Source organism: Rheinheimera sp. EpRS3 (genome assembly GCF_001513785.1).
GTDB lineage: Bacteria > Pseudomonadota > Gammaproteobacteria > Enterobacterales > Alteromonadaceae > Alishewanella.
Genome location: NZ_LNQS01000007.1, coordinates 223,026 through 245,966, shown reverse-complemented (window position 1 = coordinate 245,966; position 22,941 = coordinate 223,026). Strand labels below are relative to the sequence as shown.

At 47.2% G+C, this 22,941-nt stretch carries 19 protein-coding genes; all 19 read right to left on the bottom strand.

The window, feature by feature from the left end:
* Nucleotides 1-27 precede the first annotated feature (27 nt).
* Nucleotides 28-2,052, bottom strand: coding sequence for a carboxy terminal-processing peptidase (prc, locus tag AR688_RS08410; protein ID WP_068231929.1), 2,025 nt, complete (start codon nt 2,050-2,052; stop codon nt 28-30).
* 17 nt (nt 2,053-2,069) lie between these two features.
* The gene (gene proQ / locus AR688_RS08405; RefSeq protein WP_231732019.1) at nt 2,070-2,789 is read right to left on the bottom strand and encodes an RNA chaperone ProQ; all 720 of its coding nucleotides are present in this window, start codon (nt 2,787-2,789) and stop codon (nt 2,070-2,072) included.
* Nucleotides 2,776-3,084 carry a hypothetical protein gene (locus tag AR688_RS08400; protein WP_068231922.1) on the bottom strand — a complete coding sequence of 103 codons (309 nt, stop codon included), beginning with the start codon at nt 3,082-3,084 and terminating at the stop codon, nt 2,776-2,778. Before AR688_RS08400 ends, proQ begins: the two co-directional genes overlap by 14 nt.
* Nucleotides 3,081-3,554, bottom strand: coding sequence for a GAF domain-containing protein (locus AR688_RS08395; RefSeq protein ID WP_068231919.1), 474 nt, complete (start codon nt 3,552-3,554; stop codon nt 3,081-3,083). The genes AR688_RS08400 and AR688_RS08395 overlap by 4 nt, the downstream gene beginning before the upstream one ends.
* 151 nt (nt 3,555-3,705) lie before the next feature.
* On the bottom strand, nt 3,706-5,535 hold the full coding sequence (locus AR688_RS08390) for a protein kinase domain-containing protein (RefSeq protein WP_068231914.1): 1,830 nt from the start codon (nt 5,533-5,535) through the stop codon (nt 3,706-3,708).
* A 5-nt stretch (nt 5,536-5,540) separates the two neighbouring features.
* The gene (locus AR688_RS08385) at nt 5,541-7,001 is read right to left on the bottom strand and encodes an AAA family ATPase (RefSeq protein WP_068231913.1); all 1,461 of its coding nucleotides are present in this window, start codon (nt 6,999-7,001) and stop codon (nt 5,541-5,543) included.
* A 93-nt stretch (nt 7,002-7,094) separates the two neighbouring features.
* A complete protein-coding gene (locus tag AR688_RS08380) occupies nt 7,095-8,669 on the bottom strand; it encodes a dihydrolipoyllysine-residue acetyltransferase (protein ID WP_068231912.1) in 1,575 nt (524 codons plus the stop codon).
* Between the two features lie 11 nt (nt 8,670-8,680).
* Nucleotides 8,681-9,658, bottom strand: coding sequence for an alpha-ketoacid dehydrogenase subunit beta (locus AR688_RS08375; protein WP_068231911.1), 978 nt, complete (start codon nt 9,656-9,658; stop codon nt 8,681-8,683).
* Nucleotides 9,658-10,842: a thiamine pyrophosphate-dependent dehydrogenase E1 component subunit alpha gene (locus tag AR688_RS08370; protein ID WP_068231910.1), complete on the bottom strand. Its 1,185-nt coding sequence runs from the start codon at nt 10,840-10,842 to the stop codon at nt 9,658-9,660. The genes AR688_RS08375 and AR688_RS08370 overlap by 1 nt, the downstream gene beginning before the upstream one ends.
* Before the next feature lie 295 nt (nt 10,843-11,137).
* Nucleotides 11,138-12,208, bottom strand: a complete 1,071-nt coding sequence (astE, locus tag AR688_RS08365) for a succinylglutamate desuccinylase (RefSeq protein ID WP_068231907.1) — start codon at nt 12,206-12,208, stop codon at nt 11,138-11,140.
* An 83-nt stretch (nt 12,209-12,291) separates the two neighbouring features.
* Entirely contained in the window at nt 12,292-13,953 is a 1,662-nt protein-coding gene (locus AR688_RS08360; protein ID WP_197412171.1) for a GGDEF domain-containing protein, read from the bottom strand.
* A gap of 85 nt (nt 13,954-14,038) precedes the next feature.
* Nucleotides 14,039-14,314 carry a hypothetical protein gene (locus AR688_RS08355; RefSeq protein WP_068231902.1) on the bottom strand — a complete coding sequence of 92 codons (276 nt, stop codon included), beginning with the start codon at nt 14,312-14,314 and terminating at the stop codon, nt 14,039-14,041.
* Between the two features lie 135 nt (nt 14,315-14,449).
* Entirely contained in the window at nt 14,450-16,177 is a 1,728-nt protein-coding gene (locus AR688_RS08350) for a GGDEF domain-containing protein (RefSeq protein WP_197412169.1), read from the bottom strand.
* A gap of 49 nt (nt 16,178-16,226) precedes the next feature.
* The gene (locus AR688_RS08345; protein ID WP_068231896.1) at nt 16,227-16,496 is read right to left on the bottom strand and encodes a hypothetical protein; all 270 of its coding nucleotides are present in this window, start codon (nt 16,494-16,496) and stop codon (nt 16,227-16,229) included.
* Nucleotides 16,497-16,568: 72 nt separating this feature from the next.
* Nucleotides 16,569-17,129 (bottom strand): GNAT family N-acetyltransferase, encoded by a 561-nt coding sequence (locus AR688_RS08340; RefSeq protein ID WP_197412168.1) that lies wholly within the window; start codon nt 17,127-17,129, stop codon nt 16,569-16,571.
* A 1-nt stretch (nt 17,130) separates the two neighbouring features.
* Complete coding sequence (locus tag AR688_RS08335) at nt 17,131-17,919, bottom strand: SAM-dependent methyltransferase (protein ID WP_082694713.1); 789 nt, start codon at nt 17,917-17,919, stop codon at nt 17,131-17,133.
* 110 nt (nt 17,920-18,029) lie between these two features.
* Nucleotides 18,030-20,516 carry a glycogen/starch/alpha-glucan phosphorylase gene (locus AR688_RS08330; RefSeq protein ID WP_068231887.1) on the bottom strand — a complete coding sequence of 829 codons (2,487 nt, stop codon included), beginning with the start codon at nt 20,514-20,516 and terminating at the stop codon, nt 18,030-18,032.
* A 153-nt stretch (nt 20,517-20,669) separates the two neighbouring features.
* Nucleotides 20,670-22,319, bottom strand: coding sequence for a phosphoglucomutase (alpha-D-glucose-1,6-bisphosphate-dependent) (gene pgm / locus AR688_RS08325; protein ID WP_068231884.1), 1,650 nt, complete (start codon nt 22,317-22,319; stop codon nt 20,670-20,672).
* Nucleotides 22,320-22,330: 11 nt separating this feature from the next.
* Nucleotides 22,331-22,837: a replication initiation negative regulator SeqA gene (gene seqA, locus AR688_RS08320; protein ID WP_068232114.1), complete on the bottom strand. Its 507-nt coding sequence runs from the start codon at nt 22,835-22,837 to the stop codon at nt 22,331-22,333.
* Nucleotides 22,838-22,941 lie beyond the last annotated feature (104 nt).

Here is a 22,941-nt window from a genome sequence, read left to right as displayed (position 1 = left end):
CCTTATAGGGTGTGTTATAGCTTAAGCTTATTTTTTAGCCAGCCGGGTTGCAGCTTTAAAATCTGCAGTAATGCTGGCAGCCTCTTCCAAAAACGCGTCTATTTTCTCTACCTGCTCCGGTACATCATCCAGTGACGTGACTTCTGGTAAGCCCAGACGTTTTAGCCGCTCGTTCGTGCGTACCAACTGCTTTGCTTTATTCTCATCACGTTCTGTAACGCGGTTAGCTTCACGCAAAGATACCGTTTTATCGTTCATCTGCTGCTTATAGTCAGTAATGTCCTGCATCAGATACTGAAATTCCACTTCTTTACTAATGCGGGCCTGATGTTTTTGCTGCAATGTAGGTATCAGCTGAGAAATATCGTTCATTGTGGTGTAGTTTGCCGCATTAATCGAATCCCATGGTAAAGCGTATTCCTCTTTACTCTCACCCCACTCGGCAGGATCTATGGCCGTAGGGAACTGAATATCGGGGATCACGCCTTTGTGCTGCGTACTGCCACCGTTAATACGGTAAAACTTGGCAATAGTGTACTGCACGCTGCCCAGCGGGCTTTCAAACATATCGTAAATACGCCCCAGCCCACGGTGTTGCTGCACTGTACCTTTACCAAAGGTTTGCTCACCAACAATTAACGCCCGGCCATAGTCCTGCATAGCTGCAGCAAAAATCTCTGAAGCTGAAGCACTGTAACGGTCGACCATCACGGTTAACGGGCCATCATAGTAACTGACACCGTCATTGTCCTGCGAGACTGAAACCTTACCATCGCCTTCGCGTATTTGTACTACCGGCCCCCGGTCAATAAATAACCCAGTCAGTAAGGTAGCTTCCTGTAAAGAGCCCCCGCCATTGCCGCGTAAATCGACAATAATGCCGTCGACTTTTTCTGTATTTAACTCAGCCAATAGCTTTTTAACATCGTCAGCAAGGTTATTATAAAAACCAGGGATGCTGATCACGCCGATTTTCTGATCCAGCTCAGATAACACCGGCTTAAGTACTTCAGCTTTTGCTGCACGATCCTCCAGCCGGATTTTGTCGCGCACTATGGTAATAACCTGTGCCTGACTGGTACCAATATCGTTTGCACCCACCACCTGCAGCCGCACTGTGCTACCTTTGGGGCCTTTGATAAGATCAACCACATCATCCAGACGCCAGCCGATAACATCAACAAATTCAGTTTTATCCTGCGCCACACCAATAATTTTATCTTTCGGTTTTAATTTTTGCGTTAAATCAGCCGGGCCGCCGGGTACCAGGCTTTGTATTACAGTGTAGTCTTCATCGGCACGCAACACAGCACCGATACCTTCAAGAGACAGGTTCATCTCCTGCTGAAAACGATCTGCGTTTCTGGGTGATAAATAAGAGGTGTGAGCTTCAATGCTGCGGGCAAAAGAATTCATTACCAGCTGAAATACATCTTCACTCTCGGTTTGTGCCAGACGCTTTTGTGTGTTGCGATAGCGCTTAGCCAGAATAGTGTTAATCTCCTCTGCTTCTTTGCCTGCCAATTTCAGGTTCAGCGCATCGAATTTAACTCTTTGCCGCCAAATTTCATTTAGCTCAGCGTCGTTGGCTGGCCAGGCTGCGTCTTCACGATCATAGGCGTACTGATCTTCAACGGTAAAATCAAAGCCTTTATCAAGCAGTTGCAGGGCGTAGTCGAAACGTTCTGAGCGCCGCTTTAACGTAAGGTTAAACATATCGAAAGCAAAACTCAGGTTACCTTTATTAATACCATCATCAAACTGATCGCGGTATTTCTCAAAGCTATCAACATCGGCTTTAGTTAATACGTTACGGTAGTAATCGAGGTTTTTAACATAGGTATCAAACATTCTGGAAGACAGTGCATCATCCAATTGCACATTTGTGTAATGGCCACGGGTGAACAGTGCGGAAATCCGCTTACTGGCAGTGGCATGTTGTGTATCCTGCGCCATAGTGGGCAGTACCAAAGGCTCTTGCGCTGCATCAGGAGCGGCATTAAGGCCAAAGGCAATAAGAAGTGCAATTGCTAGTGCTGAATGTTTTTTCATAAGCTACTCTGTGTTGTTCAGGCCAAAAACAAACTGTCCTGACGTGTTTTCACAACCATACCAGAACCCAGTTGCACAGTCACATCGTCTTTGTGTACTTCCAATACCGTTGCCGGCATTGGATTTTGTCCAAGTTTTATCAGCACTTTACTACCAACTATAACCTGGCCCGTTACCACCGGCTGCAAGGCAGTTGCTGGTGCAGGAGTTTTGTCTGTCTGTGATTGAGAAACAGGTTTCTGATTAACCTTAGTGCTTTTAGAGGGAAGAATTGCTTTTTTGTTCGGTGTTTTTTTGTAAGCAGGTTTGTCTGTCGTTACTGGCTGAGGATTTTTGGCCTTAGCTTCAGCCAGTTTGGCTTTACGCTTTTCAGCCGCTTTAGCCTTACTTTCATCCAGTAATTTGCTGGCATGTTCGGCCTGAGAAGCGTCAATCGGTTCGCCGGCTACACCATCTAAATCTACCCGGGTAACCCCCTCTTTAGTCGCTTCCAGATAACGCCAACTGGAAGTATAAATTCTCAGTGCCTGACGTAACTGGGTTTTACTGACAGTAGCATCGTTTTGCAAGCGCTCTGCCAGGTCCTGAAAAATACCAATTTTCAAAGGCTTGGCTTCGCCGGTCAGGCTAAAACATGCTGGAAACTGTGTTGCCAGATACGCCAGTACATCTTTTACTGTTGCCGCTTTTACATTTTGTTCAGTTGGGGTGGTCATTAACGCTTCACTCTTCTTCATCTGCGGCATCCGCATCCGGCTTGCCTTCTTCCAGCTGTTGGCGAACATAAGCCAACGCCCAATCTATTAGTTCATCTTCGTCCGCTTCCAACAGCACAGTGCCGCCGCGCAGTTCATCCCAAATAGCGGGTAATAACTGCTCAACCTGAGTGCTGCTGATATCCTCGGGTAAACTTTGCCATACAGCATGATAAACAGCGTTTATCTTATCAGTTACCAGTTCTTCTTCACCTTCCCAGTCACCGATATCTGCCTGGTCGAACAAATAGTCGTGAATAGAAATTGTATCTTTCATAGTGTTGCAGCCAGGTGCTGTTCAAACAATTCAATTAACTGTTCCAGCCCGGCTTGATCTTCTGCGTCAAACCGTTCCAGGCTGGGGCTGTCTATATCCAGCACAGCAATAATGTCACCGTTGTGGCGCAGTGGTAATACAATCTCTGAATTACTGGCGGCATCACAGGCAATATGGCCAGGAAATTCGTGCACATCTTTTACCAGTTGCACTTGCCCGGTTGCCACAGCTGTGCCGCAAACACCCTTTCCCACAGCAATACGCACACAGGCAACCTGGCCCTGAAATGGCCCTAATACTAATTCACCTGCACGCATAATATAAAAGCCAGCCCAGTTTAAATCCGGTAGCTGATTAAATAACAATGCACTGAGGTTTGCCATATTGGCAATCAGATCGGTTTCGCCGTCGATCAACGCCTGCGCCTGCTGGTTTAGCAAACGATATAACGCGGTTTTATCGGTAGACATGAAGTATAGGTTTCTGACTAATGCTCAAAACCCGTACATTACTCGTTTTACCCGAGAATTTAAACCACTTCAGGGCAAAGATTTCCCTGCCTGAGCTGTTTTAGCTGTGGACTGAGCCTGTTTGGCTGAGATTTATACAGTTAGCCAGCTGTCAGCTCATTATTTTATGTGGATTTGACGGATAGTAACACACCGGTTGCTGCGCCTGATGGCTGAAAAAACGGGTATCTTTATAAGGCAGCTTCATAAAGCCGCCAACCCCTTCACCACCAATTAACGTTACTTTTGTCAGAATACCTTGCAATAAGCGGTTAAATTCTGCCTCTGCTGCCGGATCCAGCAAACGGTAATAGCTATGGATTTTCATATACAAGGCGGTAACTTCAAAAATAATACAGCCGGTATGGCGGATTAAATTAAGCTGGGCAATGTCAGCCATAATGGCATCGGGCAACACTAGCTGCTCGTCAGGATCTCTGCCATCTTCAAAGTATGAGTGCTGTTTACTGGCATCTTCATTACTTAACACTGGCGCCAGCTGATAAGGAATAACCGCATCTGCCGGTGCCGTAAACGGCTCTGCAACACTGCTACGGCTGATATGAATAGTATTGCGGGCATTAAATAAACAGGCTTTGAAAATACCCACCTTGGCAATAGCACGGGCCAGCGTAACCACATTATTTACCGACAAAGCAAAAGACTGCGCCAAACGCTCGTCATACAAATTCAGACTGGAATCTATATAGATCCCGCCGGCTTGCCAGTGAATGGCCAGGCCTCCTACCACCGGAAAACGCGCCAACCGGCTTACCGCTGCAACAAAGGCTTTTTCTGTTTCGCCCATGCCCTGCAAATAATTTTTGTAATAGCGCTCCAGTTGCACATCGTCGACATAAGCAATGCCTTCTTCTTCGCTGTGCTCACGCAAAAACGACTTACGCGAAGAATAAACCACGGTATCCAGCTCCCGAACCTGCGGGCTTACCCAAACCGGCAACAGAGCAGTATCGTCAAATAACGCTAAAGCCGGCAATACCAGATGCTTTAGCCGCGGCATATGTTGTAAAAAATAATCACCAGCCTGGGCTCGTAACTGAGCATCGTCTGACAGCATACTGTCCAGCATCGTAGCAAACTCGACCGGCAAGCCGAGGCTGCGTGCAGGTATCGCTTTGCTACCAAAACGGCAAGACTGGCCGGAGGCCAGCGCATACAAAGTGCCAGCAACGCCCTGCTCATCAAAGCGCGGGCTGGACAGTGCGCCGACACGCTGCTCCGGGCCGATAAAATACACATCGCCCATCCGGGCATTAGTGCTTTGTAAGTCGGCCGACATCAGCTGCATCACGTTGTTGGATAAATACTGGCCCTGCGCATCAAGCTGGGCAAACACCGACGAGCCCCAATCAATTAAACTGACCAGGCCGCTTTGCTCGTCAAACACCAAATTCGACGGCTTAACGTCGCCGTGTACTATTGGTATTAGCTCGCCGTCTTTAACATGGCTGCGCAGCGCCAGCAGGACGTCTGCCAACTGGCAGGCAATATTAATTAACAGCCTGGCAGTTAAACGGCCGTGCTTTAAGCTGTAATGCTCCAAATCCATGCCCTTGCCGCGCTGCATCATCAGGATACCCTGCTTCTTTACCACCTGATAGGTGATATAGCGCGGTACATTCGGGTGTTGCACCTGTGACAACATATAGGCTTCATCGGCCAGTCGATCCTGAATATGCTGCGGCAAATTAATGCGTGAAAACTTAAATACACAAGCCTGGCCGCTGCCATCCAACCCGGCAAAGGCAAAACCATAAGCGCCCTTGCCTATCAGCTCTATTTGGCGATACCCCAATTTTTCCAGCTCAGAAATACACAGCGCCACCCAATCTTTCAGCTTTTTGGCATCATTGGCGTTAAGCAGATAAATTGACTGCTCTTCCGGAATATAGAAGTTTCGCAGCTGGTTTTTATATTGCATCTGCACTAGGCCTTAACACAGCGCTCAAGCGCCCATTGGCGCAGCGCATTTATCTGCTCTGCCATGACCACAGATAGCGGCTGGGTAGCAGACAGCTCTGCCACTAAGTGCACCAGGCTGAATTCAGCATTATCCGCACGGGCACGGAAACCGGCACCGACTACCGCCTGCTCCAGTTCCGCGCCGGAGAAACCACGGCATAGCGCCAGCGCCGACTGCAGCGCCTCGTCAGTTAAGTTAAGCTGACGTTTTGCCAGGTGCAGTTTAAGCAACTGTAAACATTCTTCTTCAGTGGGTAAATCAACAAAGAAAATTTCATCGAAGCGGCCTTTACGCAGCAGCTCCGGTGCCAGTTCATGAATGTTATTGGCCGTGGCAACCAGAAAAACCTGCGACTTACGCTCAGATAACCAGGTCAGAAAACTGCCCAGTAAACGCCGGGTAACGCCGTTATCGCTATCGCCACCGGACAAGCCTTTTTCAATTTCATCTATCCATAACACACAGGGCGACATCGCATCGGCCAGCGCCAGCGCCTGGGCGAGGTTTTTCTCTGTTTCGCCAATGTATTTGTTATACAGTCCGGCCATATCCAACCGCAGCAGCGGCAAGCCCCAACTGCCGGCAATGGCTTTGGCCGCCAGACTTTTGCCGGTGCCTTGCACCCCGGTTAGCAACAGCCCTTTGGGCGTGTCGGCTTGCTGCGCCACAAAGGCCTGATGGCGCTGCGCTATCCAATGTTTAAGGCTGGCCAGGCCAATCACGTTGTTAAAGCTAACGCTGTCAAATACCTGCGACAGCACACCGTCGGTTTGTAGCAAGCTGAACTTGGCACGGTTAATCCGCGGAATATCTGCGGCAGTAACAGCACCATCATCAGCAATGGCTTTGTAGGCTAAACGCTTTACCTCTTCAAAGGTTAAACCACGCAGATTTTGTACCAACAGCGTCAGATTATCCGGTGTCAGCTCTGCCGTTATGCCCTGTTTAACCGTATAGCTATCGGCCATTTCATGCACTAACTGGCGGATTTGTTGATCTGACGGCAAGCTTAGCTCAAAGCGATAACATAAACGGGCCAACTCAGACGGCACCGCTATCGCGTGGCTTAACAGCATAATAGTGTGGCCCAGTTGCTCATGCGCCTGAGCGATTTCCTTGATATAGCGTACATGCTTAGGCTCGACTAAAAACGGATGGAAATCGCACAACACAAAGATGCCGGGGTTGCGGGTAGCTTTAATTTGCGCCAACAAATTGGTCGGATCCGCATTAAAGGCCTGGGCACTGTGCTCAGTATCTAGCCGCTGCAGGCCTTCGGTGATGGTCCATTTAAACACCGGGCGCATTAAATTTACCGCCAGCCGTTTTATCAGCAACAGCGCGCGGGGTTCTTCATAACTTTCAATTACAATCAGCGGGCTGTGTGCCTGCACCAGTACCCGTAAATCATCAAATTCGTGCATAGCTGTCTCTGAGCAAAGAAAATAAAAAAACCCACTACAATGAGTGGGTTTTAGCAGAAAGCAGCTTAGCTGCCAAGTACAAACGGTTGTCTGTCAGCGCATTGCTACCAGCATGGCTGAAGGTTGCTCCAGATACTGTTTCCACAGGTTGGTAAAGCGCGCTATGGTGCCACCGTCGATAACCCGATGATCGCCCGACCAGCTGATTTGCATTAGTTGGCGTGCTTCCACCTCACCTTTAGCATTAAAGCGTGGCAAGGTTTGCACCTTACCCAGTGCTACTATCGCCAGCTCCGGCTTATTGATAATGGGCGTAGCAACAGTGCCGCCAATGGCGCCGATATTAGAGATACTGATAGTACCGCCTTTTAAATCAGCCGGGCTGACACGGCCTTCACGGGCTTGCTCGGTTAAGCGGGTTAAATCGTTAGCAATATCAATAATAGATTTACGCTGACAACCTTTGATATTCGGCACCAGTAAACCAATTTTCGAGTCTACTGCTATGCCGATATTGTGATCGTCAAAATAGGTCAACTCAGTGCAGTCCTGGTTCACTTTGGCATTCATAATCGGGAACTGATTAATCGCCAGCGACAAGGCCTTAATAAAAAACGGCATCATGGTCAGCTTGACGCCCTGTTTGGCGTACTGATCTTTTAAACCGGCACGCAGCGCTATCAGTTCAGTTAAATCAATCTCTTCACAGTAAGTAAAATGCGGAATGGTTGAAACCGACTCTACCATCTGCCGTGCCATCGCCGCTTTAATGCCTTTAATCGGCTCGGTACGGCTACCGCCTGATGTTACAGTTGCAGAGGCTGTTACTGTAGTTGTTGCAACATTGATTGATCCATTCTGCGCAGGTGCAGTTTGTACTTTGCCATCGGCAAAAGCACGGACATCGTCTTTATATACGCGGCCTTTGTCACCAGTGCCCGGTACTTTGCTGATATCAATACTCAGCTCACGGGCCAAACGGCGTACTGCCGGGCTGGCCAGTGCTTTACCATTAGAGCTGGCATTAGCGCTAACAGCGTCATTTTTTTGCTGTAGTGCACAGGCAGCTTTAGCCGGCGCAGCAGTTGCCGTTGCAGTAACAGCAGCTGCTTGCGGCGCTGATGCCAGGCCGGCATGTTGCATAGCAAACAGCGGCGCATGCACCTTGGCAATCTCGCCTTTGGCGTAATACAGCTTAGTCACTTTACCTGAGTACTTGGCCGGAATTTGTACCAGCGCTTTGTCGGTCATCACATCGCATACCGGCTGGTCTTCTGCGATGTCGTCGCCTTCTTTAACTAACCAGTCGACAATTTCACACTCAACAATGCCTTCGCCGATATCCGGCAAAATAAAATCTTCGCTACCGGCAGCAGCTACGGGCGCAGCAACAGCTTCCGGCTGCGCGATAACCGCTGTGTCGTCAGTGCCGGCCAGTTGCATTTCAAACAGCGGCGCATGCACTTTGGCAATATCGCCTTTGGCGTAATACAGCTTAGACACCACACCGTTATGCACGGCCGGAATTTGCACCAGAGCTTTATCGGTCATCACATCGCATACCGGTTGATCTTCGCTGATGGTGTCACCTTCAGCAACCAGCCAGTCAACAATTTCACACTCAACTATACCTTCACCGATATCCGGCAGAATAAAATCTTTTTTCATTGCTGCCTCCGTTAAAAGTTAACTGAGCGTTTTATCGCTTCATAGGTTTTTAAATGATCCGCCACATACTCTTTTTCCAGCGCCAGCGGGTACGGCGTGTCCATACCACAGACCCGTTCAATCGGACTTTCCAGGTGCAGGAAGCACATTTTTTGGATAGTGGCAGCAATTTCACCGGCAAAACCACCGGTTAACGGCGCTTCATGGTTAATCAGCAAACGGCCGGTTTTCTTCACCGACGCCGCTACGGTATCTGCATCCCACGGCAAGATGCTGCGCAGGTCTATCACTTCACAGGAAATGCCGTCTTTTTCGGCCATCTCAACCGCTTTTTGCACAATTTCCATCTGCGCGCCCCAGGCCAGCACGGTAATGTCTTTACCTTGCTGTGTTACCTCGGCTTTGCCCAGTTCAATTTCGTAGTACTCTTCCGGCACTTCGCCGGTGGAGGCACGGTACAGCTTTTTCGGTTCAAAGAAAATAACCGGATCCGGGCAGGCAATAGAGGCTAACAGCAGGCCTTTGGCCTGATACGGGTCACGCGGGATCACCACTTTTAAACCCGGCGTATGAGCAAAATACGCCTCCGGTGACTGGCTGTGATAATGACCACCGGCAATACCGCCGCCGTATGGGCTTCTGAACACCAAACCACCGACATTAAATTCATTACCTGAGCGGTAGCGGAACTTGGCGGTCTCGTTAACGATCTGGTCAAAGGCCGGGAAGATATAGTCGGCAAACTGAATTTCCGCTACCGGTTTCATGCCCTGCGCTGCCATACCGTTAGCAAAACCGGCAATGCCCTGCTCGGTTAACGGTGTATTAAAGCAGCGTGCTTTGCCGTATTTTTCCTGCAGTTTGCTGGTAGCACGAAACACGCCGCCAAAGTGGCCCACGTCTTCACCAAAACACACTACGCTGTCGTCTTTGGCCATGGCTAAATCAAGCGCATTATTAATGGCCTGCAACATGTTTATCTTTGCCATTAGTCTAGTCTCCCCGCCGTTACCGGATACGCTTCCGGGTAATTACGGATATGCGCTTTTAATTCATCTAATTGTTGTTGTAATGCTGGTATTGGCTCGGCGTATACGTCAGAAATAAGGTGCTCTATGCCGGGCTTAGCCACTTTTTCCGCCACTTTTAACGCATCGAGAATTTCGGTACGCAGCGCTTCAATAGTGGCTTTATCGTCGGCTTCGTTCAGCCAGCCTTTTTCTACCAGCCATAAACGGAAACGGGCGATAGGGTCGTTCTGACGCCACTTTTCTTCTTCTTCTTTTGAGCGATAGCCACTTGGATCGTCAGACGAAGAATGCGCGCCCAGGCGATAAGCAATAGATTCAATTAACACCGGCTCGTTATGCTTAAGTGCATGGTCACGCGCCATCTTAGTGGCCTGGTACACCGCTAAAATGTCGGCACCATCTACCCGCAGTGCTTTCATACCGTAACCGACTGCACGACAGGCAATACCATCGCCGACAAATTGCTCACTGGCCGGCGTGGAAATGGCATAGCCATTGTTGCGACAGAAGAAAATCACCGGAGCCTTGTGTACCGCGGCCATATTTAAGCCGGCGTGGAAATCGCCTTCTGAGGCCGCACCTTCACCGAAGTAACAAATAGTGGTGTTAGGTAAACCGCGCAGCTTTTGTGCATAGGCATAACCACTGGCCTGGGGGATCTGTGTGCCCAGCGGTGACGAAATGGTCATATAGTAAATGTCTTTACTGCCGTAATGCACCGGCATCTGCCGGCCTTTACCCAAATCCTTTTCATTGGAAAACAGCTGGTTCATAAACTGCTCCAGCGTAAAGCCACGATAACGCAACGCGCCCTGTTCGCGATACTGCGCCATGATCATATCTTGCTCTGCCAATGCCGCGGCGCTGCCTACCGTAGTAGCCTCTTCGCCTAAACACTGCATATAGAAGCTGATGCGGCCCTGACGCTGGGCAGCTAACATGCGTTCATCCAGTACACGGGTAAACACCATCGTATCGTACATTTTAATGGCGGTGGCTTTATCCAACTCCGGCGCTACCGCTCCTTCGTACAGGCTGCCATCGTCACGTAGAATGCGTAGTGTAGGAATTTTTAACGCATCACCGGCGGTAAACTCCGCAGTGTGCACCGTGGTAATGGTGGCGTTATTTGGGTTAGTCATAGGGTGTCTCTTGTTTGTTATACGTGTCAGACAGGTGGCAGCTCCGCCAGCCCGGCCTTGGTATCAGGCTGGCGGAACTTAGCTTCTACCGTCCAGTATAGCGGCTTTAACCGCTCTCCCCGTTTTGTGCCTGGCGTTAGCTGGCACCGGTGTGTTCTGATTATTATCGGCGGCAACTTTACCTTTACGTAAACTGCATTGCAACCGCCGGCCGGGTTTGGCCCGGCTGGCAGCGTCGACGACTGTCAGCTTAAATTTACTCTTTACAGCAGTTTATTACTGCGGTAATCAGCCGTTAAGCGATATTGTGCGCCACTGTAGTGGGCACTACCATCAACATAGCGCGCTGGCCTATGGCCACTTTGGCATTGGGGAAAATAATGGCTTCACCTTCGCGCTCTACTCTGTACTCAATATCACCGTCTGTTGCCAGTAAGGTGCCTTGCGGATAAGCCGTGAAGTTTTCTACGTCATCGGCAAAGTGCAGTTTAAACTCCTGCGTTTGTTTATTGATTGCGCGATACACCTGATACAGCTGAAATTGTTGCTCATCAAAATCTACTGTGCTCACCGCTGCTTCGCTAACCAATTGGCGCAGCGCGGCACGTGCTTTGCTAAAGCGGCGCATATTGTTCTGGCCAAACGGCTGCACCTTGCCCAGCTCAATGGTAAAGGCATTGGCACCATGCGTATTAGAAGCGTAATAGCTAAAAGTAGAAGCCGGGGTTTGCATTAACAGCACTGTCGTGACATCACAGGCCTGTAAAAACTCAAACTCAGCCTTTTGCCACGGTTTATTATGCAAAAACGGGTAAACCGCGAATTTCTCAAAACGGGAGCCGCGAATAGCGGTGTGTAAATCATATAAATAGCGGTTACGCGGCACCGAATTAGTTACGCGTGCCTCTTGATAGAAACGGCTGACATACACCTCCAACGCCTTAGCGCGCTTGCGTTCGGCGTTAATCAGGCCTGCCCCCATGCTGTAGTGGCCGGAAAACAGCCTGTTCAGGTTTTCGCTAATTTCGCGTGTACCGGCGTTGATAGCCGCAGGGTTGCCAAACAGCACTAACAGACGGTGTTTAAGTTGAAGTTGGCCGGTTAGCAGGTCTTTTACCAGCTCAGCGCAAATCTCTATCGGCGCCGTTTCATTGCCGTGCACACCACAGGACAGAACGATATCTTTGGTATTGCTTTCACAGAGTACCGGCTCAAAGCATATTACGCCGGTATCGAAAATACTGACGGCCGTGCCATCAGGTAAAGTAAACTGTGATGACGGCAAGCCATCAGGGTTTGAAAGAGTCAGTTGCAGAAATTCGCCATGTTGCAGCAGTTGGGCGTGTTGGGTAGATAATTGCGCCATGCGCCAGCTCCGGATTGTCATAATGCACTGATTCTACCGCAGTTAACGCACTCAGCCAAACCTGACGCTTGTTACACAGTAAATCAGCCCAGCTCTTCTGTATACATTGATACCTGATCCCGCCCGGACTGCTTCGCTTTGTACATTGCAAGATCAGCATCAGCCAGTAACTGTTTAAGCTGATAGCCAGACGTATCGGAAGAGCTGACACCAAAACTGGCACTAAGAGGAAACGTACAACCGCTGGCTTTTGTATCGATAGTAGCAATGGCATCACGGCATATTTCGGCCATCAATGCAGCTTTATCAGCATGGCAGCCCGGTAACACCACAGCAAACTCTTCCCCGCCAATGCGGCCAAATACATCATTATTGCGCATAAAATTACGACAGGTTTTTACCACCTGTTGCAGGGCCCAATCGCCTGTGGCGTGGCCGCATTGATCGTTTATATTTTTAAAGTGGTCCAGGTCAAACAAAATCAGTGCTGCAGGTTTCGCATCAAGCTCACAATAGTCCAGCGCTACTTTGGCCTGGTTGTTAAAGTGATAACGGTTACTAATACCGGTTAACTGATCATATTCGGCAATTTTTTTAAAGCGACTACGCCCGGACATACCGCGGTAAGCCATAAAACTGGCCAAAGCTACGATTAGCAGTAGCAACAGCATAATAAGACGGTTTTGTTTTACTTCTTGCTGATACAGGTTTTTTTGTAAAAAAAGTAATTCGTTATCTTTATCGAGTAAGGCTAAGCGCTGATCTTTCACTTCTATTTCCGCTTTAGCAACATGATAGGCTTGTTGTCTTACAAAGCGGTCATCGCTATTCGCTTTTAGAGCAGAAGTATACTTTACATGATATTCCAATGCCTTATTGAAATTTTGCCGTGTATAGTTAACCTGATATAACACATAATAAGCATTTAACACCGGTAAACTAAACTCTGAGGCGCCCGAGTGCTGTAAGGTGCGATTAGCCCGCTCTTCTGCAATGTCGTATTCTGCCAGTGCCAGACTGTTTTGCGCCCCTGCGCCTAAAACTCCTGCTAGCAGAAATGGGTAATTTGTTTTAGTAACTGAATCTATGAATGAATCATAATACTTGTCAGCCTGCTGGTACTGTTCTGTCTGTAATAAATAGTTAAAGTATTTAAGGCGGATAAGGTTAGCAAAAATCAGCTCCCGGTTATTAACACAATGACTTACTGATGATTCCACCGTAGTGCTGAAAAGCTCCCATTGCCCTAACCCGTACAACGATTCGATTAAATGATGCCTGCCATGGCACAGTGTTTTTTCTGATGTTGCGCTATCGATCAATACCTGAGCATAAAACCTGGCAATATCAAACTCTGACAGCTGATTATAAGTATAAGCCAGCACGCTCAGGCCGTGCTCTTTTGCCCGGGTTGATGTTACAGACTGAACTTCGCGGCTTATTTGTTCAAGATAAGAAAACGCATTGCGGTAATTTCTGGTTACTGCAAACACATTCACCAACAGTGCTTTAACCCGAAAAACAATTTCCGCTTCAGTATCACGGGCAAGCATTGACTCCAGCATCGCTGCTGCTCCGCCGAAATCACCACGCAGCGACATTTCATAGCTTTGCAGTAACTCTACATAGTCTTGTTCATACTGTGTCAGCTTCCCGGGGCTTTCAGCAATAGCTGCCAGTTTTTCACTAAACTGTGCTACATCAACGACTTTAAGATCATCCAGTGCGTCCAGTCGCTCGGTCATTTCACTGGCTGGTGCAATAGCAACGAAACCAGCAAAGATTATCAATGCTGGTTTTATAAGTTTAATTAGCAGTGGCTGAGCCAATCTAAAAGTTAGCGGCAACCGATGACTTTTCCTCAGTCTCGTCGTCATTCTCGGGCACATCTTGTGGCGGTTCTTCTGCCGGGCAAATTGCACATATCACTTTGTTCCGCACCTGTAACAAGGCTTCTAACTGAACGTGATCCCTGCTCAAGATAGCCTGCTGCACCTGAACATCCATATCTAACGGGTTAAATACTTTTTGTAAAGCTGCAGTATCCAGGCTGTGTAACGCAGCATTCTGGCCTAAAGTTTCAAGCAAGCTAATCACTTTATTCATTGTTAGTCCCTGTATAGTTGTTATATCACGGTGAAAGGTTTTAAATTAAATCAGAATTTAAATACCATCCTGCACCCGGCCGTAACGAATTACAACTACTACAGTAACGTTATAATACAGAACGACAATAAATTTTTAGTCTGCTTTATCCATAAGGTGGGTATAAGTTGCAATCTGATCCCGTCCTGATTGCTTGGCTCTGTACATTGCCAGATCTGCATCAGCTAACAACTGTTTAAGCTGATAGCCCGATATATCGGAAGAGCTGACACCAAAACTGGCACTAAGCGGGAACGTATAACCGCTTTCTGTCGTATCTATAGTAGCAATAGCATCACGGCATATCTCCGCCAGTAGTGCGGCTTTATCGGCGTGGCAGCCCGGCAACACCACAGCGAACTCTTCACCGCCAATACGGCCAAATACATCATTGTTGCGCATAAAGTTACGACAGGTTTTTACCACCTGTTGCAGCGCCCAGTCTCCGGTAGCATGACCATAGTTGTCATTAATAGTTTTAAAGTAATCCAGGTCAAACAGAATTAGTGCAGCGGGCTTAGCGTTAAGCTCGCAGTAATCCAGCGCGACTTTAGCCAAATTGTTAAAATGATAACGGTTGCTGATACCGGTTAATTGGTCAAACTCAGCAATTTTTTTAAAGCGTTTACGACCGCTCATACCGCGATAGGCTATAAAACTAGCGATAAGCAGCACGACAAATAGCAATAACATAAGTAACCTGTGTTGCCGAACCTCTTGCGCGTATATGTTTCTTTGTAATGATAGTAACTCGTTGTCTTTATCTAACAGCGCTATGCGTTGATTCTTAACTTCAATTTCTCCCCGAGCCAGGTGATAAGCCAGAAGCTGTGAAGATAACTCTTTTTCATACGACGTTTTAGCTGCGTTTAACAACTCCAGATATTTTAGTGATTCTTGAAATCTGTTTTGAGATTTAGCTATTTCATACAGCGACTTAGCAGCCAAAATAACAGGCAAACTAAAGGGGTGGGTATCTGAAAATAGCAGCGCTTCTTTTGCCAACGACTCTGCTTTTGGCATATTGTTCTCAGCAAAGTAGGCTTGTGATACTAACGCATTTACCTTGGCTATAAGGAAAGAGTAATTTGTTGTATTAAGTGTTTCGCGATAGTTCTCATAGCTGTTTATTGCAGCTGTAAACTGCTTTTGATTAATATTGTAACGAACGATTTCGGCAACAATAAAACCAGCAGCTATTTTCTCACCGGTACGTTGGCAAAGACTAAAACCAAACTCAGATTCTTTATCAAAATCCTGCTGTTTAGCCTGAGCAGACATTGCTTCAATTTTTTGCGTATACAAACGACAAAGGTTGATGTCAGATAAAGCTAAGGAGTGGATATCACGCAAGTAATACTGGGCTAAATCAAACTTTTCTAACTTAATGTATAGCAGCGCAATTACGCCAAGACGCTGCACCAGTGCTTTTTCATCAGTTAGCTGATGTCCTTCAGCCTGTAAGATTTCAAAATACTCAAAAGCATTAGCGTAGTTCTGAGCAAGAACATAAGAATTTACCAACAATGCCAGAGCTCGAACCCGAAGTACATCGTTCGCAGGACGGTAAAGCAGGTTTTGTAGTAAGGCCGGCGTTTCATGATAATTGCTAAGCAATGTCGCTTCGCTGGCTTTTAGTAAGTTCAGATAATCAGATTCATCTGCATCAAACCTGGAACTATATTTATCTAGTCTCTTTAGTTCATGCTGAAAGGCTCTAAAATTTGATAGTCTTAAATCATCAACTTTCTCAAGCTGGGGCAGATACCCATTCTCGGGAGGAGGCTCTGTCGCATAAAGAAAATTAGGGGCAAGCAATAACATTGCCCCCAAGAACATTTTTCGCAAAAAAAAGACCATAAATCTGATCGAATCAAACAGCTACACGCATTTTTACATCACCCGGCTCGTCATCGTCAGCTGGTTGGTTAGGTTGATCTTTAGGCTCTTCAACAGGAAAAACCATACAAACAATTTTATGCCTTACATTGAGCAGCATTTCCAGCTCTTCAATGTTCCCCTGGCTAATTAACGTTTTGGCTTCTGATAATGCCAAGCTAGTCTCATCAAATGCAGATTTAGCGCTGTAGCGTAGTTTACTGTCTGCTCCCAACCGCTCAATTAAACTGATAATGTTGTCCATTTCCCATCCTTGTTGTTATTAGGTTTAAGTATTACCTTGCCAAAATAAGCTGAAACCGATAAAGACGCAACTTTACTTCGCGTCCAAAACGCGGGTGGCTAATTTCAACTGATATTGCTCTGTTAATGTAGCCGGACAGGACTGCGATACGGCTTTAGTAAAACCTAATTTTTGAGCAGAGCAAACTGCGGCAAGATTACCAGCCTGGATCTGTTTAGTGATTGTCGTAATGCCCCACTTAGCTGCCAGCCAGCGGATAAGCATGCCACTAAGCTCTGTGCCCAGGCCTTTACTATGCCACTTTGGTAGTAACATCCGGCCAATTTCTGCGTATTTTTTTTCCAAATCCAGCTGATTAACAGAAGCAATACCAATACTCTGATTATTACTTTTTAAAGCTACCCTGAAATAACAACGTTGAATATGCCTTTGTTGGTTAGACTTAAGTGCAGCTTCAAAGCTACGGTGAGCTTTGTCTTCACTTAACGGGCTGCTGACATAACTCATACTTGCTTTATCCGTCATCAGCGAACAGTACAATGTTCTATCGCCTTCAGACAACAACGTCATGTGTAATCGCACAGAGCTGCTACAAATAGCCTGTAGTTTGGTAACATCCTCACCTTGTTGCACCTTATTGCTGCCTTGCTGATAATTTTTCCAGACGTTCCAACAGAGCATCGTTGAGTTGCATCGACATTGCAGGGGGAATTACTAAAGTAGTTTTCAAATCCATTAGCGCGTCAGGTAAAGCTGATAACGGCATCTGCTCGATACGTGTTTGTTGAATTGGTAAAGTAACAGCCTCGTACAAAATGACCTGATGCTCTGCCGGATAATATTGCCTCAGTAACTCGACCAGTATTTGCCTGTAAGCCGCGCTGGTTGAGAACTTTGCCAGCGATCTGTCGCCTGCCACACCAATTTGCCATAAGATCAGATAAGCAGCAGTATCGATATTACGTTTATAAAACATAAACTGGCTGGCTTCATAGTGCTGGCAGCCGTAAGTACCGGGGTCGATGCCTAAATCGGCATACAAACAATCTTCTGCAGAAATACCCGGCTCCATATGGGCGGTAAAACCCAGTTCACGGGCTTGCTTGATGGCATTGTGCGGCACCCAGGCAAATACGCCCGGATGACCGTAAAAGGCCCCTACCACCTTTTTGCCTGCTTTAACTTCAACCAGCATAGCAGCAACCATCTCGCGATAAGTAAGCATGCGGGATTTGCCTTCCAGATAGTAAGGCTGGAGTGAACGCACATCAGCATTCATCTGCTCTATCCACTTTTCGGTGATGCCATCGGCCACCAATACAAACACCACATCAGCCTGTTCGATATAGCTGCGGGAAAGTGGGCTGATATGCGAGCCCAGAGTCATGCCTGTGCCGACACAAACTAAACTACCTGTTTGCAAAATTACGTCCTTGATACTTTTTTTACACTATAAGGCGTTGCTAGCTTTGCTGGCAAGCCTATATTGCAGCCATAAAAAAGCCTGTCACTGACAGGCTTTTCAACAATAGCTTAATCGCGTCTGATATTACACTTCTCTAAATGCCATACCCGGCTTACATAGTCCTCGATGGAACGATCAGAGGTAAACTTACCTACCGAGGCTGTATTGAGTATGGCTTTTTTAGCCCACAGTGATTTATCGCGATACCACTGATCTATTTTCTGCTGGGCTTTAACGTAGCTTTCAAAATCTGCCAGCACCAGATAAGGGTCACCACCCTCCAGCAAACTACGTTTAATGGCCGCTAACTCGCCAGGTTTACCGGGTGTGAAATAGTCTGTTTCCAGCCAGTCCAGAATGGCTTTAATTTCCGGATTAGCATAGTAGTAATCCATACTGTTGTAGCCATCGGCATGTAAGGCTTTTACTTCATCTACCGTTAAACCAAAGATGGCGATATTATCGTCGCCCACTTCCTCAGCAATTTCGATATTGGCACCATCCAAAGTACCCACCGTAATAGCGCCGTTCAATGCCAGCTTCATATTACCGGTGCCTGATGCCTCTTTACCTGCAGTAGAAATTTGCTCAGATACGTCAGCAGCCGGTATCATTTTCTCGGCCAGAGTTACCCGATAATTAGGCATAAACACCACTTTTAAGCGGTTTTTCACCCGCTTATCGTGGTTAATTTTCTCAGCGACTTTATTAATGGCATAAATAATTTCTTTGGCTAGCTTATAACCCGGCGCAGCCTTGGCACCAAACAAAAATACGCGCGGCACCATGTCGTAATCCGGCTCCTGCAGAATACGGCGGTACAATGCCAGTATATGTAACAGGTTCAGGTGCTGACGCTTATACTCATGCAGCCGCTTAATCTGGATATCAAAGATGGCATGCGGATCAATATCAATATGCGTCAGCTTTTTCACCACCGTTGCCAGGTCAGCTTTATTCTGTTGCTTAATCGCCATAAAGGCGTCCTGAATTTTGGCGTCATCAGCAAAGGCAGCAAATTTAGACAGTTGCTTTAAATCAGTTGGCCATTCAGTGCCAATATTGTCGTCCAGTAATTTTGCCAGTTTCGGGTTACAGGCTTTTAACCAGCGTCTTGGCGTAACACCATTGGTTACATTAGTAAATTTATCCGGCCACAAGGCCACCATTTCCGGGAATAAATCTGACTTAACCAGTTTTGAGTGAATTTCAGCCACACCATTCACCCGGAACGACCCCACTACTGATAAGTGGCCCATCCGTACCATAGGATCATGGCCTTCTTCGATAATCGACAATTTACGCTTTTTATCGTTATCGCCCGGCCATAACACATCAACCTGTTCTACCAGGAAGCGACGGTTAATTTCGTAGATAATTTCCAGATGGCGCGGCAGTACTTTTTCGAACAACCGTACCGGCCATTTCTCCAGAGCTTCGGGCAACAGGGTATGGTTAGTGTAAGCAAAGACCTGCTGGCAGATATTCCAGGCTTGATCCCATTGCATTTCAGCACGGTCAACCAGAATACGCATCAGCTCCGGAATCGACACTGCCGGGTGTGTGTCATTCAGCTGAATAACCACCTGTTTGGCAAAGTCGCTCCAGTCGTCAGCATGAGTGCGTTTATAGCGGCGAATAATATCTTTTAATGAACAGGAAACAAAAAAGTACTGCTGAATTAAGCGTAGTTCTTTGCCGGCCTCGGTTTCATCATTCGGGTACAGCACTTTGGAAATAGTTTCTGCTTCGATATTCTCGCGCGAAGCGTCGATATAACCACCAGAGTTAAATACGTCCCAGTTAAAAAAGTCACTGGCCCGACTTTCCCATAATCGCAACACATTCACTGAGCTGCCGTTATAGCCTACAATCGGAATATCCCATGGCACACCTTTAATAATACGACCAGGGTGCCATACTTTCTTCATTTTACCCTGCAGGTCGTATACCGTTTCAACATAACCGTATACTGAAATTTCCTGCACAGATTCCGGCCGACAAATCTCCCAGGGGTTAGCATATTCGCGCCAGCTATCTGGCCGCTCTATCTGACGGCCGTCCTGAAAACTTTGTTGAAACAGACCATGCTCGTAATGAATACCGTAGCCAATTGCCGGATAATTCAGTGTGGCCAGAGAATCAATAAAACATGCCGCTAAACGCCCAAGGCCACCATTACCCAGCGCCATGTCTTCTTCCTGATCTTCCAGATCAGCAATATTCAGCCCCAGCTCGGACAGTGCCTGCTTGGCTTGCTCATACAACCCCAGGTTATGCAGGTTATTGCTGAACAAACGGCCCATCAGGTATTCCAGGCTGAAATAATGCAAAGCGCGGGTATTGTTTTCATAGTGCGTACGCTGAGTATTGCGCAGACCATCGTATACCTGCTCGTTTACCGCAGCACAGGTAGCACGCCACCATGCCTGTGGGCTGGCTTTATTTACATCGGTACCTAAGGTGGAATGTAGATGACGGATGATCTGATCTTTCAGCTGTTCGGTGTTAATTTGTGTTACACCAGTACTGGCAGTTGAGGTATGTTTTTTCATTACAAATCCTGATAGTTTTCTGCCTGTGATAGCTACATAATATCGCCAAGCGTAGAATTATTACAAAAAAATACCCTATCACAGTGCTCAAGGCAAAATCGAAGGCTATAAATGTAATTTAATTACAATGTAGATCATAGCCTTTTCAGCGCCTTATATCTGACTGAATACGTATTCAACAAATGCCTTAGCATCGTGCTCCAGTTGCAACAGGTGGCCCTGATCAACAAAGCTCTCCAGATAAATTTTATACGAGTTTTCCGTGCCTGATGGCCGGGCAGCAAACCAACCATTGCGGGTGACCACTTTTACCCCGCCTATATCAGCATTATTTCCGGGCGCTTTGGTTAGCACCGCTAAAATATCATCACCGGCTAAGGTGGTTTGCTTAACACTTTTTACATCGAGTTTTTTCAGGGCGGCTTTTTGCTCACTGCTGGCTGGGGCATCTAAACGGCGATACAATGGCGAACCAAGCTCTCGTGTAAGTGCCTGATACTGCTGATAAGGGTCTACGCCGGTTTTTGCCAGCATTTCTGCTGCTAATAACCCCAAAATAATACCGTCTTTATCGGTAGACCAGGCGCTTCCATCAAACCGTAAAAAACTAGCCCCTGCACTTTCTTCGCCACCAAAAGCAACGCTGCCGTTATGCAAACCCTCTACAAACCATTTAAAACCTACCGGTACTTCCAGTAAATTACGGCCGCGTGCAGCAACAACTCTGTCAATTAAAGCGCTGGATACCAGCGTTTTACCAATTGCCAGCTCTGCAGCCCAATCTGGCCGGTTAGCAAGTAAATAATTAATCGCCACTGCCAGATAATGATTAGGGTTCATCAGGCCGCCACTACGGGTAACTATGCCGTGGCGATCGAAATCCGGGTCATTACCAATGGCAATATCGAACTGATCTTTTAGCTGTATCAGATTAGCCATGGCATAGGCAGAGGAGCAATCCATACGAATTTGCCCGTCTTTATCCAACGGCATAAAGGCAAACGCCGGGTCAACCTTTTCATTTACCACAGTAATGTTCAGGCCATAGCGCTCAGCAATACGTGGCCAATACGCAATACCAGAGCCACCAAGCGGGTCAACACCAATTTTTATGCCTGCTTTGGCTATCGCGGCCATATCGATAACGTTTGCTAAATCATCAACATAGTGCTGAATATAATCAATATGCTGACAATAGCCAGATTGCAGCGCCAGAGCATAAGGCATCATTTTTACGCCTTCCAGATCTTTGGCTAGCAATTCATTGGCGCGTTGCTCTATCCAGTTAGTGACATCGGTATCCGCCGGGCCGCCGTGTGGCGGGTTGTACTTAATGCCGCCATCCTGTGGTGGATTATGTGATGGCGTAATCACAATACCGTCTGCCAGTTGGCTGGTTGCACCTTTATTTTGTGTCAAAATAGCGTGCGAAATAACAGGCGTTGGCGTGTAGCCCAAATCTTTTTGGATGCATACCTGAATTTTATTGGCAATCAGCACCTCAAGCGCCGTGGCAAATGCCGCTTCAGATAAAGCGTGGGTGTCTTTACCCAAAAATAATGGCCCGGTAATCGCATTTTTTTTACGGTAATCGGCTACAGCCTGACAGATTGCCAGCACATGTGGTTCATTAAACGAGCAGTTCAGTGCACTGCCGCGATGGCCCGAGGTACCAAAACTGACTTTATGCTCAGGTTGCGTATGCACATCGGGTTCCAGCACATAGTACGCCGTCATCAGACGGCTGATATTAGGCACTAACGATGTGGGCACCTGCTGCCCGGCCAGTGGGTGTAAAGACATAACTTTTCCTTTTATAACAAATCGCGAATACGTTCTGCATCCTGTTCACTATAGCCGAGTTTAATGGCTGTCTCAGTCAGCATCATTTTTTTGCGTGTGGTATTGGAGTTAGTGATCACCCAAAATTCAGTATTAGGAATTTGTTTTGGGTTGGTGCTGCTGCCAGCCTCTGACAGCTCTTCTGCACTGCGGCCAAAATACAGCCGGTTACGGCCCTTAATATCCAGCACTTTGTTGAACTGCTTTTTATGCGCCCGGGCCAGCGCTGACAAAATAAACAAAAAGCGGCCGACGACACTCGATTCAGCCGGTAAGTCCTGCTTATTTATTAAGTCGAAAATACTACTGCTGACTGGCGATGCAGGTGCTGATGCAGCAGGCTCAACGGCCTGTACTACAGTAGCAGTATCGTCACCAAGTAATAAGCGCCTTAAGATCTCTGAGGCACTCTCACCAATTTTTTGAGTCTGACCGGCAATGTATTGGTATAGCTCGTCATCTATTTCGATGGTTTTCATATATTTATTCCGCGCGCTAAAAGTGACCTCATTATATAAAGCCTTATCGACTGACGCCAGCGGCATGATTTGGTAGACTAGCCTGCCCGTTAACCAAATGAGCT